Origin of the sequence: Curtobacterium sp. C2H10, assembly GCF_025407985.1 — a bacterium.
Lineage (GTDB): Bacteria > Actinomycetota > Actinomycetes > Actinomycetales > Microbacteriaceae > Curtobacterium.
Window position 1 is genome coordinate 1 of the sequence record NZ_JABXGF010000019.1, and the last position, 15,711, is coordinate 15,711.

The window sequence follows — 15,711 nt, forward strand, 5'->3', positions numbered from 1 at the left end:
GCCCCGCCCAGCGCACCCCGCCCGCCGGGGCCGACCCGCGCCTCCCGGCCCCCGCGGGCGGCGGGACCGCGCACTTGCGTAACGAATCAGGATCGGTGATTGACACGCTTCAATCCGCATGGTTCCATTCCGATTGAAACGTTCTAAACAGCACCACCGGGAACCGCATCGGCGCGGTGACCGGGTCCGTTTCACCCGGGTTCCCCCAGTCCCGGGCCTTACGAGGAGGTAAGGAATGTCAGCTCGTCCCCTGACCACCAGGTTGCTCGCCATCGGCGGCGCCGCGGTCCTCATCGGCAGCCTGGCCGCGTGCTCGTCGGGCGGCTCCGCCGACACCGGCAGCGGCGGCGGCAAGGTCACGATCACGTACCTCGCCGACAACGCCGAGGCCACCGCCGCCACCGCGAAGCCGCTCATCGCCGCGTTCGAGAAGGCGAACCCCGACATCACCGTCAAGTTCGACACGAAGCCGCAGGGCACCGACGGCGACAACCTGGTGAAGACCCGGCTGTCGACCGGCGAGATGGCCGACGTCTTCAACTACAACTCCGGCTCGCTCATGCAGGCGCTCAACCCGGACAACACGCTCGTCGACCTCTCGAAGGAGAGCTGGGCGAAGGACGTCGACCCGCAGTTCACGAAGGTCGTCAGCACCGACAAGGGCATGTACGGCGCACCGTTCGGCACCAGCTTCGGCGGCGCCGTCCTCTACAACAAGAAGGTCTACGCGGACCTCGGCCTGAGCGTCCCGACCACCTGGTCGGACTTCATCAGCAACAGCGAGAAGATCAAGGACGCCGGCATCGCGCCGATCATCCAGACCTACGGCGACACCTGGACCAGCCAGCTGTTCGTCCTCGGCGACTTCGCGAACATCACCGCGCAGCAGAAGAACTGGGCGACGCAGTACACGAAGCACAAGGAGTCCTACGCGGAGCAGCCGGCACTGGCCGGGTTCCAGCACCTCCAGGAGGGCAAGGACAAGGACCTCTACAACGAGGACTACGCGTCCGCCACGCAGGCGAACGGCCTGAAGATGCTCGCCGAGGGCAAGGGTGCCCAGTACCCGATGCTGACCAACGCGATCTCGGCGATCCAGCAGGACTCGCCCGACGCGGTGAACGACATCGGCGCCTTCGCCCTCCCGGCGGAGAACGCGGACGACACGAACCTCACCATCTGGGAGCCGAACGGCCTCTACATCCCGAAGACGACCACGGGTGACAAGCTCGCGGCCGCCAAGAAGTTCGTCGCCTTCGCGAACTCGTCCGAGGGCTGCAAGGTGCAGAACGACACCGGCACCCCCGGTGGCCCGTACGTCATCTCGACCTGCACCCTGCCCGACTCCGTCCCGCCGATGATCGGCGACCTGCAGAAGTACCTCGACGACGGCAAGGCGAGCCCGGCACTCGAGTTCCTGTCCCCGATCAAGGGCCCGAACCTCGAGAAGATCTGCGTGCAGGTCGGCTCGGGCATCACGAACGCGGCGAAGGGCGCTGACCAGTACGACGACGACGTCGTCCAGCAGGCCCAGCAGCTCGGCATCAAGGGCTGGTGATCCGGTGACCGCGACCCTCACGACGGCGGTGGCCCCGCCGCAGACCACGAAGGCAGGCCCCGGGCCGGCACGGCGCCGCATGCGCTCGTTCTACCCGGCCTGGTTCTTCATCCCGGCGATCGCGCTCTACGTCGTGTTCTTCGCGGTCCCGACCTTCGCGGGGTTCTACTTCTCGCTCACCCGCTGGACGCTGTTCGACCAGACCTTCATCGGCTTCGACAACTTCGTCCGGTTCTTCCAGGACCCGCAGCTCGTCTCCGGGTTCGTGCACACGTTCGAGTACGGGTTCGTGACGAGCGCGGCGAAGGTGGTCCTCGGACTCGCCCTCGCCCTGCTCCTCACGAGCCCCGTGCTCGGGCGCGGGTACCTCCGAGCGGTGGTGTTCTTCCCCGTGCTGGTGTCGACCATCGGCATCGGCATCACGTTCAAGGCGCTGATGGACCCCTTCCACGGGATCATCAACGGCGCCCTCGGGGCGGTCGGCCTCCCCACACCGGGGTGGCTGACCGACCCGGCCCTCGCCCTCTGGAGCGTCGCCGCGGTGGACGTCTGGAAGGGCGTCGGCATCGCGACGCTCATCTTCATCGCCGGCATCGTGGCGATCCCCCAGGAGTACTTCGAGGCCGCCCGGGTCGACGGCGCCAGCGCGTGGACGATCTTCAAGAACATCACGCTGCCGCTGTCCCGCCCGGCGATGGGGACGGTCATCATCCTGTCGCTCATCGGCGGCCTGCGGTCGTTCGACCTCATCTGGGCGATGACCGGCGGCGGACCCGGCTTCACGAGCGACGTCATCGCGAGCGTGATCTACAAGCAGTACCAGGCCGGGTTCTACGGGCTGTCGACCGCCGGCAACGTCGTGTTGTTCATCGTGGTCACGGCGATCATGGTCCCGATCTCCTGGCTCATCAACCGCAAGGAGGCGGACCTGTGACCGCGATCACCACCGGCCGACGCGCCGGCGCCGCGAAGACGCCCACCCCGCGCCGACGGAGCCCGCACACCGCACGCAAGTGGGTCATCGGCATCGTCGCGATCGTCGTCAGCTTCGTGGTCTTCCTCGTGCCGTTCGTCTTCGTCCTGCTGCAGGCCGCGAAGAGCCCGGCCGAGGCCAACCAGCTCGGCTTCAGCCTGCCGAGCCAGTGGCAGCTGTGGCAGAACCTCGTGGCGGTCATGCAGACCGGCGACGGCGGGATCCTGCGCTCGTTCCTGAACAGCGCCGTGCTCACCGTGGGGAGCGTCATCATCATGGTGGTGTTCTCCGCGATGGTCGGCTACGTCCTGCAACGGCGACCGAGCAAGTGGAACGGCCTGATCAACTTCTTCGTCCTGGCCGGCCTCATCGTCCCGCCCGCGATCGTCCCGACGATCTGGGTGCTGCAGGGGCTCAACCTGTTCAAGACCATGGGCGGGATGATCCTCATCGAGGCGACCTTCGGCCTCTCGTTCTGCATCCTGCTCTTCCGGGCGTTCGTCGCGACGATCCCCAAGGAGCTCGACGAGGCAGCCGTGCTCGACGGCGCCGGTCCGATCCGTCTGTTCTTCGGGGTCGTCCTGCCGCTGCTCAAGCCGGTCATCATCACGGTCGTGCTCGTGCAGTCGGTGACGGTGTTCAACGACTTCACGAACCCGCTGTACTTCCTGCCGGGTTCCGAGAACGCGACGGTGCAGCAGACGCTGTACACGTTCCAGAGCCAGTCGGTCAGCCAGCTGAACCTGCTGTTCACGGACGTGCTGCTCATCACGATCCCGCCGCTGATCCTCTACATCTTCTTCAACCGTCAGATCGTCGCCGGCATGACGAGCGGCGCCGTCAAGGGCTGACGCCTGATCCACGGCCTGGAGGCGCGACCCGCCTCCACCACCCCGCCCCCGCGGGCGGGTGGCCGGGCCCACGACCCCCGCACCGGTCGACGACGACCGGTCGCGTGAAAGGACACACCACATGACCGCCTGGACAGCACCGTTCATCGCCAGCGACGCCGACCTCGGGAGCGCACCGATCCTGCGCCGGGAGTTCACCCTCGACGACGGCCACGGCGCCGTGACGAGCGCGACCCTCGACGTCAGCGCCCTCGGCGTCGTCGAGGCCTGGCTCGGCGGGCAGCGCGTCTCCGACCACCTGCTCGAGCCGGGGTGGACGAGCTACGAGTGGCGCGTCCGCGTCGTCTCGCACGACGTCACGGCACACCTCACCGATGCCGAGCCGGGTGGCGCCGCCGTCCTCGCGCTCGTCCTCGGCAAGGGCTGGGCCGCCGGACGCCTCGCCTGGGGAGGCGGTGGCGGCTGGTACGCCGACGAGGTCGCCGGGTTCGCCGAACTCCGCGTCACCTTCGCCGACGGCCACGAGCAGCTCGTCGCGACCGACACCGACTGGCAGGCGCTGTCGAGTGCGATCACGGCCGACCAGCTCTACGACGGCGAGGACGTCGACGCCCGCCTGCGCGACGGCTCCTTCCTCACGCCCGGTGACGTGACGGTGCCGAGTGTGGACGGACACGAGGGCCGCACGAGCACGGTGCACACGGTGGACCTCGGGGAGCGCGAGCTCGTCGCCGACACCGTGCCGCCCGTCCGACCGCTCGCCGAGATCGCCCCGGTCGAGGTCTGGACGAGCCCCGCCGGCGCCACGCTGGTCGACTTCGGCGTGAACCTCGTCGGCTGGATCCGGGTGACCGCGTCCGGCCCGGCGGGGACGGTCCTGACCCTGCAGCACGCCGAGGTCCTCGAGCACGACGAGCTCGGCACGCGCCCCCTGCGCACCGCGAAGGCCACCGACCACTTCACCCTCAGCGGGGACGGCCAGGACGTCTTCGAGCCGCGCTTCACGTTCCACGGCTTCCGGTACGCCCAGGTCGACGGGTGGCCCGGCACGCTCGACGAGCTCCGCACCGCCCTCACCGCGGTGCAGGTCGGGTCGGACCTCCCCCGCACCGGCACGTTCGAGTCGAGCCACGAGCTGCTGAACACCTTCCACGACAACGTGGTGCGGGGCATGCAGGGGAACTTCCTCAGCGTGCCGACCGACTGCCCGCAGCGCGACGAACGACTCGGGTGGACCGGCGACATCGCGGCGTTCGCGCCGACGGCCTCGTACCTGTTCGACACCAGGGCGTTCCTCGGCGACTGGCTCCGCGACGTGTGGCTCGAGCAGCAGCACGCCGACGGCATCATCCCCTTCGTCGTGCCGGACGTGCTGAAGTACTCCCCCGCCGAGGACTTCGGCAAGCCCGACGCCACCGCCGTCTGGTCGGACGCCGGGGTGTGGGTGCCCTGGACGCTCTACCAGGCGTACGGCGACACCGCGGTGCTCGAGGAGCAGTTCCCGTCCATGGCCGCGCACCTCCGGCGGGTCCGCGACCACCTCTCGCCCGAGGACCTGTGGGACACCGTGTTCCAGTTCGGCGACTGGCTGGACCCGGACGCCCCGCCGGAGGACCCCGCGGCGGCGAAGGCCGACAAGGGCGTCGTCGCGACGATCTGCGCGTACCGGTCCGCCACCATCGCGGCGGACGCGGCCGAGCTGTTGGGCGGCCACGAGGCGGAGGCGAGCGAGTTCCGGGAACTCGCGTCGCGCCTCCAGGCCGGCTTCCGGACCCACTACCTGCAGGACGACGGTCGAATCCTGTCCGACTGCACGACCGTGTACACGCTCGCGATCGTGTTCGGGATCCTGTCCGAGGCGGAGCAGGCCACGGCCGGCGACCGTCTGGCAGAGCTCGTCGAGCGGTCCGGGTACCGGATCTCGACGGGCTTCGCCGGGACGCCGTTCATCACGGATGCGCTGACGCAGACCGGACACCTCGAGGACGCGTACCGGCTGCTGCTGCAGGCCGAGTGCCCGTCGTGGCTGTACCCGGTGACGATGGGCGCGACGACGGTGTGGGAGCGGTGGGACTCGATGCTGCCGGACGGCACCATCAACCCGGGCCAGATGACGTCGTTCAACCACTACGCGCTCGGTGCCGTGGCGGACTGGATGCACCGCGTGGTCGGTGGTCTCGCGACGTTGACGCCCGGGTACGAGTCGGTGCTCGTGGCACCGCAGCCCGGAGGTGGTCTCACGTGGGCGTCGACCTCGCTCGACACCGTGCACGGGCACGTCGCCGTGCGGTGGGAGCTCGTCGACGGGGAGCTGCTCGTGCGGGTGACCGTGCCCGAGGGCGTCACCGCGGTGGTGCGGCTGCCGGGTGCTGCGGAGCAGCGCGTGTCGGGAGGCACGCACGAGCTGCGCGCGCCGGCCGCGGTCCCCGCGGGGTAGCGGCGGCCGCGGGGCGGCGGCCGCGGCGCTTCGTCGCTCCGCCCCGTGTCGAACCACGTTCCCGACGTCGAACCAGCCTCACCGCCCGGTTCGATGTCGGAAACGTGGTTCGTCGCCCACCCCGGCTTGCGCCCACCCCGGCTTGCGCGAACCCCGCGCAGCACGTACCGTATGAAACGATTCAATCGACACGAGGAAGTGACACGATGACATCAGCGAGCTTCAGCTCCGTCGCCGACCAGCTGGCCCGGCAGGCGATCGAGCTCCCGAGCTGGGCGTTCGGCAACTCCGGCACCCGCTTCAAGGTGTTCGGGACCCCCGGCACCCCGCGCGACCCCTACGAGAAGATCGCCGACGCCGCCCAGGTGCACCGGTACACCGGGCTCGCACCGACCGTCGCGCTCCACATCCCGTGGGACCTCGTCGACGACTTCGCCGACCTGAAGCGCCACGCGGAGGAGCACGGCGTCTCCCTCGGCACCGTCAACTCGAACACCTTCCAGGACGACGACTACAAGTTCGGCGCCCTGACCCACGTCGACGAGACGATCCGGCAGAAGGCGATCGACCACCACCTGCGCTGCATCGACGTGATGGACGCCACGGGTTCCCGCGACCTGAAGATCTGGCTCGCCGAGGGGTCGAACTACCCCGGCCAGGAGGACATGCGCTCCCGCCAGGACCGCCTCCACGACTCGCTGACCACGATCTACGACCGACTCGGCCCGGACCAGCGCCTCGTGCTCGAGTACAAGTTCTTCGAGCCGTCGTTCTACCACACGGACGTCCCGGACTGGGGCACGAGCTACGTGCAGACGGCCGCGCTCGGCGACAAGGCGATGGTCTGCCTCGACACCGGCCACCACGCCCCCGGCACGAACATCGAGTTCATCGTCATGCAGCTCCTGCGCCTCGGCAAGCTCGGCAGCTTCGACTTCAACTCGCGCTTCTACGCCGACGACGACCTGATCGTGGGCGCCGCCGACCCGTTCCAGCTGTTCCGCATCCTCGTCGAGGTCATCCGCGGCGGCGGCTACGACAACCCCGACGTCGCGTTCATGCTCGACCAGTGCCACAACATCGAGGACAAGATCCCCGGGCAGATCCGCTCGGTGCTCAACGTCCAGGAGATGACGGCCCGAGCACTGCTCCTCGACCGCGTCGCACTGACCGCCGCACAGGAGGCGCACGACGTCCTCGGCGCGAACGAGATCTTCATGGACGCATACCAGACCGACGTCCGGGCCGACCTCGCCGCATGGCGCGAGTCCCGCGGGCTCCCCGCGAACCCGATGCGCGCCTACCTCGACTCCGGTTACCAGCGGCAGATCGCCGAGGACCGGGTCGGCGGCGTCCAGGCTGGCTGGGGCGCGTAGACATCATGACAAGCACAGGACTGGAGGCCCGGGTGGACCCCGCAACGCACGGCACCGACGCAGACACGACGATCAGTGCGCTCGTCGCACGTTCGAACGCGCTCGGCTCGGATCCGCGGATCACGAACTACGCGGGCGGCAACACCTCCGCCAAGGGCACCGACACCGACCCGGTCACGGGCGAACCGGTGGAGCTGCTCTGGGTGAAGGGCTCCGGGGGCGACCTCGGCACCCTCACCCCGGCGGGCCTCGCAGTCCTGCGCGTCGACCGCGTCCGCGCCCTGCAGGACGTCTACCCCGGCGTCGAGCGCGAGGACGAGATGGTCGCCGCGTTCGACCACACCCTGTTCGGTCGCGGTGGGGCGGCACCCTCCATCGACACCGCGATGCACGCCCTCGTCGACGCCGCGCACGTCGACCACCTGCACCCCGACGCCGGCATCGCCATCGCGACCGCCGCCGACGGCCCGGCCCTGACCGAGCAGGTCTTCGGCGACAAGGTGGTCTGGGTGCCGTGGCGCCGACCGGGGTTCCAGCTCGGGCTCGACATCGCGGCGGTCAAGCGGGACCACCCCGCGGCGATCGGCACGATCCTCGGCGGCCACGGCATCACCGCCTGGGGCGACACCAGCGACGAGGCCGAGGCGAACTCCCGCTGGATCATCGACACGGCAGAGGCCTTCATCGCCGAACACGGGAAGGACCAGCCGTTCGGCCCCGTCCGCCGCGGCTTCGAGGCGCTGCCGACGGACGAACGCCGCGCGCGCGCCGCAGCCCTCGCTCCGACGATCCGGGGCATCGCCGGCCACGACAAGCCGGTGGTGGGACACTTCACCGACAGCGACGTCGTGCTCGACTTCCTCGCGTCGTCACGGGCAGAGGAGCTCGCAGCCCTCGGGACGAGCTGCCCGGACCACTTCCTCCGCACCAAGGTGAAGCCGCTCATCCTCGACCTGCCCGCCACGGCGACGGTCGAGGAGCAGACCGCCCGCCTGCACGAGCTCCACGAGCAGTACCGCGTCGACTACCAGGCCTACTACGACCGGCACGCCGACGAGACGAGCCCGGCGATCCGCGGCGCCGACCCGCTCATCGTGCTCGTCCCGGGCATCGGGATGTTCTCCTACGGCAAGGACGCCCAGACCGCCCGCGTCGCCGGCGAGTTCTACGTGAACGCCATCAACGTCATGCGCGGCGCGGAGTCCCTCAGCACGTACGCCCCCATCGACGAGGCCGAGAAGTTCCGCATCGAGTACTGGGCCCTCGAGGAGGCGAAGCTCCAGCGGATGCCCGCACCGAAGAAGCTCGCCACGCGCATCGCCCTCGTCACCGGAGCCGCGAGCGGCATCGGCAAGGCCATCGCGAAGCGCCTGGCGGCCGAGGGCGCCGCGGTCATCATCGCGGACCTCGACCTCGCCAAGGCGCAGGAGGCCGCGGCCGAGATCGGGAACACCGACACGGCGATCGGCGTCGCCGCGAACGTGACGGACGCCGGCGCGATCGACCACGCGATCCAGCAGACGCTCCTGCACTTCGGCGGCCTCGACCTCGTCGTGAACAACGCCGGGCTGAGCCTCAGCAAGAGCCTGCTCGAGACCACCGAGCAGGACTGGGACCTGCAGCACGACGTCATGGCGAAGGGCTCGTTCCTGGTGTCGAAGGCGGCCGCGAAGGTCCTCATCGAGCAGGGCCTCGGCGGCGACATCGTGTACATCTCGTCGAAGAACTCGGTGTTCGCCGGCCCGAACAACATCGCCTACTCGGCGACCAAGGCCGACCAGGCGCACCAGGTCCGACTGCTGGCGGCCGAACTCGGTGAGCACGGGGTGCGCGTCAACGGGATCAACCCCGACGGCGTCGTCCGTGGCTCGGGGATCTTCGCGAGCGGCTGGGGTGCGAACCGGGCGAAGACGTACGGCATCGAGGAGCAGGACCTCGGCAAGTTCTACGCCCAGCGCACGATCCTCAAGCGCGAGGTCGTGCCCGAGAACGTCGCCAACGCCGTGTACGCCATCTGCACCGACGACTTCTCGCACACGACCGGCCTGCACGTCCCCGTGGACGCCGGGGTCGCGGCAGCGTTCCTGCGCTGATGTCCGGGACAGAGGGAGCAGCGTGACGAACAGCGGCAGCGTCGCCGCCGTCGACCTCGGCGCCACGAGCGGGCGGGTGATCGTCGGCCACGTCGACACCGACGGCGTCCGGATGGAGCACATCGCCCGGTTCCCCAACGGCCCGGTCGCGCTCCACGAGGGCGACCGCGAAGCCCTGCACTGGGACGTCGTCGAGCTGTACCGGCAGGTCACCGCGGGCCTCGGCGACGCCTTCGCCCGGAACCCGGACATCGCCAGCCTCGGCATCGACTCGTGGGCGGTCGACTACGGGCTGCTCCGTGGTGGGCGGCTGCTCGGGCTGCCGTCCCACTACCGCGACGCACGACACGAAGGCGGCGTCGCGACCGTGCACGAGCGACTCTCCGCCGCCGAGCTGTTCGCCCGGAACGGCCTGCAGCACCTGCCGTTCAACACCCTGTTCCAGTTCGCCGCCGACCCGTCCCTGCAGCTCGCGCAACGGGCGCTGCTCGTGCCCGACCTGCTCGGCTACTGGCTGACCGGCGTCGAGGCGGCCGAGCGCACGAACGCCTCGACGACCGGGGTCCTGAACGCGACCACCCGCGGGTGGGACCCGGCGTTGCGGGCTGCTGCGCGCCTCCCGAGCGGACTCCTGCCCACCCTGCGCGACCCGGGCGACCGACTCGGTCCCCTGCTGCCCGCCGTCGCCGAGGCGGTCGGCGGCACCGCGCCGGTCACGCTCGTCGGCTCCCACGACACGGCCTCGGCCGTGGTGGCGGTACCGGCCACCGACCCGGACTTCGCGTACATCTCGTCCGGCACCTGGTCGCTCGTCGGCGTCGAGCTCGACGCACCCGTCCTGTCGGACGCGGCTCGCGAGGCCAACTGCACCAACGAGGGCGGCGTCGACGGACGCGTCCGCTTCCTGAAGAACGTGTCCGGGCTGTGGCTGCTCTCCGAGAGCGTGCGCACCTGGGAGCGCGGTGGCGAGCGCGTCGACCTGGAGGCGCTGCTCGCCTCCGCAGCGGACGTCACCGCCCCGGTCCCCGTCTTCGACGTCGCGGACGACACGTTCACCGCGCCGGGTGACATGCCGGCACGGATCGCCGCCTGGTGCGGTGCACACGGACTCGCCGCCCCGGCGTCGCGGGCCGAGACCGTGCGGTCGATCCTCGAGTCGCTCGCCTCGGCGTACGCCTCGACCCTCGAGACGATCGTCGCCGTCACGGGCCGAGACGTCCGACAGGTGCACGTCGTCGGCGGAGGATCGCAGAACCGGCTCCTCTGCCAGCTCACCGCCGACCGCACCGGGCTCCCCGTGCTCGCCGGACCGGTCGAGGCGACCGCGCTCGGCAACGTCCTCGTGCAGGCGCGGGCCGTCGGGCTCGGCGGCCTCGGTGGCGCCTCGCTCGAGGCCCTGCGCTCGACGATCGCCCGTTCCGTCGAACCCGTGCGCTACACCCCGCGAGCCGATCACTCCACCCACCGATCCACCCCGAGACGTAGGATGTCTGTATGACCTCGACCGACGACCAGCACCGCGTCGACCCCGCGACGGGCGCTCCGGCAGCGACCCCCGGGGCGCCGTCGGCCCGGCGCACACCGATCAAGCGGCAGCTGCCGACCGTGCGCGACCTCGCGCCGCTCATGCAGTTCAAGAAGCCGTCGCTGCCGGGCCGGCGACAGCGTCTCGAGTCGGCGCTGACGATCTGGGACCTGCGCGACATCGCCGCCCGACGCACGCCGAAGGCCGCGTTCGACTACACCGAAGGCGCCGCCGAGGCCGAGATCTCCCTCGCCCGTGCCCGCCAGGCGTTCGAGGACATCGAGTTCACGCCCGCGATCCTGCGGGACGTCTCGAAGGTCGACACGTCGCGCGAGGTGCTCGGTGCGCCCGTCGCCCGCCCGTTCGGCATCGCCCCGACCGGTTTCACGCGCATGATGCAGACCGAGGGCGAGCGCGCCGGAGCCCGGGCAGCGGGCCGCGCCGGCATCCCGTTCTCGCTCTCCACGATGGGGACCACCGCGATCGAGGACGTCCGCGACGCCAACCCGTCGGGCCGCAACTGGTTCCAGCTCTACATGTGGAAGGACCGCGAGAAGTCGATGGCGCTCGTCTCCCGCGCCGAGAAGGCCGGGTTCGACACGCTGCTCGTCACCGTGGACGTGCCCGTCGCCGGTGCCCGGCTGCGGGACAAGCGCAACGGGTTCTCCATCCCGCCGCAGTTGAGCGCCCGCACCGTGCTGAACGCGATCCCACGGCCCTGGTGGTGGTTCGACTTCCTCACCACCGAGCCGTTGGCGTTCGCGTCGCTCGACCGGTGGTCCGGCACCGTCGGCGAGCTCCTCGACCACATGTTCGACCCGACCGTCACCTACGAGGACCTCGAGTGGATCCGGTCGCAGTGGAAGGGGAAGGTCGTCGTCAAGGGCGTGCAGTCACTGGCGGACGCGAAGCGCCTGGCGGACATGGGCGTCGACGGGATCACGCTGTCGAACCACGGCGGCCGGCAGCTCGACCGCGCTCCCGTCCCGTTCCACCTGCTCCCCTCCGTCGTCCGCGAGGTCGGCAAGGACACCGAGGTGCACCTCGACACGGGCATCATGTCCGGCGCCGACATCGTCGCCGCCGTGGCGCTCGGCGCGAAGTTCACGATGGTCGGTCGGGCGTACCTGTACGGCCTGATGGCGGGTGGCGAGGCCGGGGTCGACCGGATGATCCAGATCCTGTCCGAGCAGATCGAGCGGACGATGCGGCTGCTCGGGGTGGCCTCGCTCAACGAGCTCGAGCCGGGGCACGTGACGCAGTTGCAGCGGTTGACGCCGGTCCCGCGGGGCTGACCGGCGCGCGGTCACGCCGGCGGTCCGTCGAGGCCGACGCGGCCGACCTGGCCGACGTGGATGTCGAACCACGAATCCGACGTCGAACCAGGCAGCGCCGCTGGTTCGATGTCGGATTCGTGGTTCGGCGCCGACGAGGCGGCGGCGCGGGTCAGCGGGGGTCGGGCGGGCGGCGGCGCACGACGAGGGTCCCGATGCCCTGGACGACGAAGTACGCGCCACCGCCGACCAGGACGATCGTCCGGATCACGGTGAGGACCGACATGCTCCCGAGCCCGAGCGTGCCGACGGCGAGCGCGATGAAGATCCCGCCCATCACGATCAGGATGACCGGGTTCGGGGCGACGAAGAAGCGTCGGCCGCCGTTCGCGTCGGCGATCGCACGGTCGCGGGCACGGGCGACGGCGCCGGGCGCGCGGCCTTCACTTCGGTCGCGGCGACGTTGTCGAGCGCGCAGCAGCAGCCACGTCGTCACACCGACGGCGATGGCTCCCGCCCACACGACCCATTCGGGCGCTTGGAAGAAGCCGAGCACCCAGGACGTGACGAGGCCGACACCCGCGCCGACCGCCGCCGCAGTCGTGACCCGGTCGGTCCGGCCGTCGATGGCGGTGACGTAGCCCGGGCGCCGGGCGTACGGGTCGTGCTCCGGCTCGGTCTGGTCAGCTGTTCGTTCGTTCCCCACGCTCCGACCGTACCGAGATCGTGACCCGATGGACCGCTCGGAGGTGGGGCGGTGACCATCACGCCCGCGTCGACCGGCGACCCGGTGCTGCTCGGGCGGCCGACCCCGCAGGGCGAGCAGTTCACGGTCGCCGGGCGCTTCGACCTGCCCGACGACCTGCCGGTGGGCGACGCCGTCCTCGACGTGAGCAGCCACGACGGCGACGGGTCCGGCGCGAGCCTGCCGGTGACGATCAGCGCGGACGGCGCCAGGTGACCGAGGAGCGCCGGTGGACGTGCGTGTCGTGGTTCCAGTGCCCGGTCACCTCCGTCTCACCGCCATGTCTGCCGGACCAGCACCTCGAGCAGCCCGTCCGTGGGCGTGTTGGTCTGCGTGACCGAGATCCACGTGTCCCCCCGGACGAAGAACGTGTGGGTGGTCTCCAGCGGGTCGCCGTAGTAGTCCGACGACTCGCTGTGCTGACAGGCCCGCCCACCGAGCCGATCGGTGCACGACCAACCCGCCTGCTCGTGTGCGCTGAGTCGCTCGTCGAGGGTCCCTTCCGCGGTCGACCCCATCGCGAGGAAGAGGTTGTCCGATTCTTCCGGGCTCCCGGTCTGGGACCACCGGCAGACGAGGGCCGCGTCGGCGACGAACGGCTCGTCCGGGTCGACCCAGTAGTCCGATCCGACTCCGCCGGGTGCGACGGGTCGGATCTGCTCGACCTTCCGCTGGCCGAACAGCCGCGCGGAATCGGCTGACGGCACTGCCGCCGCGCACGAGTCCGGGATCGATGCCGCGACACCACCGGACGTCGGCGAGGACGGCCGGGTGGTCGGGCGGATGGGAGCCGACGAGGCAGTCCGGTCCGGCCGGGGCACGGCCGCGGGACTCGAGGCGCTCGGAGCCGGCGGCGCGGCGATCGGACTCGGGATCATCCCGAGCGCGACCGCTCCACTCGCGGTGCCGACACCGAGCAGCGCCACGATCGCGACGGCGATCCCGACACGCTTGCGGACGGAGACCCGACGGGGTTCGGCGTCGAGGTGTGCGACGAAGCGCTGGCGCATGCCGACGATCATCTGCTGCAGGTCGTCTCCGACGGGAGGTTCAGAGCTCATCGTGCGTCACCGCCTTCTTGATCCGGGCCCGCGATCGCGCGACCCGCTGTCTGACCGCTCCGACGCTCAACCCGAGCGCAGTCGCGGCTTCGGCGTACGAACGGCCGTCGATGAGGCACAGCTCGCACACCTGCCGGTCGATCGGCGAGAGCGCGTCGATCTCGGCTCTGACCCAGCGCAGCCGGTCGCGGGCGTCGTCGTCCTCGACCGGTGCCGGCAGGTCGTCCGGCAGTTCGTCGCCCTGGTGCCGCTGGTGCGTGCGCCGGAGGTTCGCCGCGTGGTTGCGGCTGACCACCAGCAGCCACGGCAGGATCGACTCGTCGGGGAGCTCGATGGAAGCCGCCCGTCGCCAGAGCGTCACGAACGTGTCCTGGACGACCTCCTCGACGTCCTGGCGCGACGGGACGAGCGCCCAGGCGTACCGGGTCACCGTCGCCACGTAGCGGTCGAAGAGCGCGACGCCCGCTGCCCGGTCGCCGTTCCCCGCCGCCCGGACCAGTGCTGTGTCCGGTTCTCGTGATCGATCCATGACCACCCCCTTCACCCCAGCAGTGTCCGGACCGGTCCGATCGTCACAGCGCGGGGACAGCCGGGCGTGTCGTCAGGGCGAAGGACAACGGCGTCGCCCTGACCGCGTCGACCGCGTGCGCGACCGCGCCGAGCACGACGACGTCGGCGCCCAGCGTCGACGCGACGATCTCGGGGACCGGGTCGAACCCCGCGCCGTCGAGCCAGGCCCGGGCCCGGTCGATCACGGCACCGGCGGGCTCGGCGATGGCCCCCGCGACGACCACGCGGTCGATGTCGAGCAGGCTGACGAGCAGGACGCAGACGCGGGCCAACCGGTCCCCCAGGCGGTCGACGATGCCGAGGGCGACCGGGTCCCCGTCGTGCGCCGCGCGGAACAGGACGGAGGCGTCGGCGTCCGCGGCGAGGGGGCTGTCCGGCGGGACGTCGCCCGCGGCGAGCGCCTCGGCGACGAGCCGGCGGGCGGTGGCACCGATGCCGTCGGACGACCCGACACCCTCGACGAGGTCGAGCACGCGCATCTCCCCCGCGCCGCCGTGGGCGCCCCGGAGCAGGACCCCGTCGACGACGAGTCCGCTGCCGAACCGCTCGCCGGAGAGCAGGGCTGCGAACGAGGCGTCGCCCGAGGACGGCCGTTCGGCGAGCGCGGCGAGGTTGGCGTCGTTCTCGACCAGGACCCGGTGACCCGGGACTGCGTCGGCGAAGCCCGGGTTCATCCGGTCCCAGAACCCGCCGTCGCCGGGTGACGCGCCGCCGGCGTCCACGGGGGCGGGGATGCCGACGACGGACACGAGCACCCGCAGCGGGTCGACCCCGGCGTCGAGGAGTGCGGCGGCGACGGTCTCGCCGACGACCCCGAGCCGGACCGGGACGTCGAGACCGGAGTCGCCGAGGGCCCCTTCGGCGCGGCCGAGCACGGTGCCGCGCAGATCGGCGACGAGCACGGTCACCCGGTGCTGCCCGGCGTCGATGCCGACGACCACGCCGCCGGCGGTGTCGAGCTCGTACCGGCGCGCCGGACGGCCGATCCGGTACTCCCCCGCGGCCCGGGCGTCGTCGAGTTCGCGGACCCAACCGAGGCGGACGAGCTCCTCGCACGCGGCCAGGACGGTGGAACGGGTCAGGCCGGTCGTGTCGATCGCCTCGGTCGCGGTGAACGCGCGCACGGAGAAGGCGTACGCGAGCAGCGTCTCTGCGCTCGTTCCACGGGGCGGCGGCATGCCCGCACACTACCGCGGAAACAGTTCCTTGCAGAATTAGATTTTGTCGCTAGATTTAGTTCTGCGGGCG

13 protein-coding genes are annotated in these 15,711 nt (G+C 70.8%); 9 read left to right on the forward strand and 4 right to left on the reverse strand.

The genetic code is table 11. The features are described from left to right. Positions 1-235 precede the first annotated feature (235 nt). The 8 genes from HWD93_RS09050 to HWD93_RS09085 all read left to right on the forward strand — a co-directional run bounded on the left by HWD93_RS09050 (position 236) and on the right by HWD93_RS09085 (position 12,108). A complete protein-coding gene (locus tag HWD93_RS09050) occupies positions 236-1,558 on the forward strand; it encodes an ABC transporter substrate-binding protein (protein WP_071295611.1) in 1,323 nt (440 codons plus the stop codon). Positions 1,559-1,637: 79 nt separating this feature from the next. Next, a complete protein-coding gene (locus HWD93_RS09055; protein ID WP_083295454.1) occupies positions 1,638-2,492 on the forward strand; it encodes a carbohydrate ABC transporter permease in 855 nt (284 codons plus the stop codon). Positions 2,493-2,578: 86 nt separating this feature from the next. Next, positions 2,579-3,382, forward strand: a complete 804-nt coding sequence (locus HWD93_RS09060) for a carbohydrate ABC transporter permease (protein WP_229087541.1) — start codon at positions 2,579-2,581, stop codon at positions 3,380-3,382. Between the two features lie 121 nt (positions 3,383-3,503). Continuing rightward, the gene (locus HWD93_RS09065; protein WP_261646627.1) at positions 3,504-5,819 is read left to right on the forward strand and encodes a glycoside hydrolase family 78 protein; all 2,316 of its coding nucleotides are present in this window, start codon (positions 3,504-3,506) and stop codon (positions 5,817-5,819) included. Between the two features lie 206 nt (positions 5,820-6,025). Beyond that, on the forward strand, positions 6,026-7,195 hold the full coding sequence (rhaI, locus tag HWD93_RS09070) for an L-rhamnose isomerase (RefSeq protein WP_071295609.1): 1,170 nt from the start codon (positions 6,026-6,028) through the stop codon (positions 7,193-7,195). A 5-nt stretch (positions 7,196-7,200) separates the two neighbouring features. Then, positions 7,201-9,288: a bifunctional aldolase/short-chain dehydrogenase gene (locus HWD93_RS09075; RefSeq protein ID WP_261646628.1), complete on the forward strand. Its 2,088-nt coding sequence runs from the start codon at positions 7,201-7,203 to the stop codon at positions 9,286-9,288. Between the two features lie 22 nt (positions 9,289-9,310). After that, positions 9,311-10,786 (forward strand): rhamnulokinase family protein, encoded by a 1,476-nt coding sequence (locus HWD93_RS09080; RefSeq protein ID WP_261646629.1) that lies wholly within the window; start codon positions 9,311-9,313, stop codon positions 10,784-10,786. Positions 10,787-10,914: 128 nt separating this feature from the next. Next, positions 10,915-12,108 carry an alpha-hydroxy acid oxidase gene (locus tag HWD93_RS09085; protein WP_261646650.1) on the forward strand — a complete coding sequence of 398 codons (1,194 nt, stop codon included), beginning with the start codon at positions 10,915-10,917 and terminating at the stop codon, positions 12,106-12,108. 151 nt (positions 12,109-12,259) lie between these two features. Here the strand turns inward: HWD93_RS09085 and HWD93_RS09090 are convergent, their stop codons facing one another. Further along, positions 12,260-12,793, reverse strand: a complete 534-nt coding sequence (locus HWD93_RS09090) for a hypothetical protein (RefSeq protein ID WP_261646630.1) — start codon at positions 12,791-12,793, stop codon at positions 12,260-12,262. A gap of 51 nt (positions 12,794-12,844) precedes the next feature. Here HWD93_RS09090 and HWD93_RS09095 point away from each other — a divergent pair, with 51 nt between their 5' ends. Then, positions 12,845-13,048, forward strand: coding sequence for a hypothetical protein (locus tag HWD93_RS09095; RefSeq protein ID WP_092386159.1), 204 nt, complete (start codon positions 12,845-12,847; stop codon positions 13,046-13,048). Positions 13,049-13,104: 56 nt separating this feature from the next. On the opposite strand, the gene HWD93_RS09100 is transcribed toward HWD93_RS09095, so the two are convergent. The 3 genes from HWD93_RS09100 to HWD93_RS09110 are packed head-to-tail and all read right to left on the reverse strand — an operon-like array spanning position 13,105 to position 15,641. Next, entirely contained in the window at positions 13,105-13,893 is a 789-nt protein-coding gene (locus HWD93_RS09100; RefSeq protein WP_261646631.1) for a hypothetical protein, read from the reverse strand. Further along, a complete protein-coding gene (locus tag HWD93_RS09105) occupies positions 13,883-14,422 on the reverse strand; it encodes an RNA polymerase sigma factor (RefSeq protein ID WP_083295452.1) in 540 nt (179 codons plus the stop codon). Before HWD93_RS09105 ends, HWD93_RS09100 begins: the two co-directional genes overlap by 11 nt. Before the next feature lie 43 nt (positions 14,423-14,465). Beyond that, complete coding sequence (locus HWD93_RS09110; protein WP_071302727.1) at positions 14,466-15,641, reverse strand: ROK family protein; 1,176 nt, start codon at positions 15,639-15,641, stop codon at positions 14,466-14,468. Positions 15,642-15,711: the final 70 nt, after the last annotated feature.

What these genes read in the sequence shown, in the direction of transcription:
- HWD93_RS09100 (WP_261646631.1), bottom strand. Translation starts at nt 13,893, where the DNA reads ATGAGCTCTGAACCTCCCGTCGGAGACGACCTGCAGCAGATGATCGTC.
- HWD93_RS09085 (WP_261646650.1), top strand. Translation starts at nt 10,915, where the DNA reads ATGCAGTTCAAGAAGCCGTCGCTGCCGGGCCGGCGACAGCGTCTCGAG.
- HWD93_RS09110 (WP_071302727.1), bottom strand. Translation starts at nt 15,641, where the DNA reads ATGCCGCCGCCCCGTGGAACGAGCGCAGAGACGCTGCTCGCGTACGCC.
- HWD93_RS09075 (WP_261646628.1), top strand. Translation starts at nt 7,201, where the DNA reads ATGACAAGCACAGGACTGGAGGCCCGGGTGGACCCCGCAACGCACGGC.
- HWD93_RS09055 (WP_083295454.1), top strand. Translation starts at nt 1,638, where the DNA reads ATGCGCTCGTTCTACCCGGCCTGGTTCTTCATCCCGGCGATCGCGCTC.
- HWD93_RS09105 (WP_083295452.1), bottom strand. Translation starts at nt 14,422, where the DNA reads ATGGATCGATCACGAGAACCGGACACAGCACTGGTCCGGGCGGCGGGG.
- HWD93_RS09050 (WP_071295611.1), top strand. Translation starts at nt 236, where the DNA reads ATGTCAGCTCGTCCCCTGACCACCAGGTTGCTCGCCATCGGCGGCGCC.
- HWD93_RS09065 (WP_261646627.1), top strand. Translation starts at nt 3,504, where the DNA reads ATGACCGCCTGGACAGCACCGTTCATCGCCAGCGACGCCGACCTCGGG.
- rhaI (WP_071295609.1), top strand. Translation starts at nt 6,026, where the DNA reads ATGACATCAGCGAGCTTCAGCTCCGTCGCCGACCAGCTGGCCCGGCAG.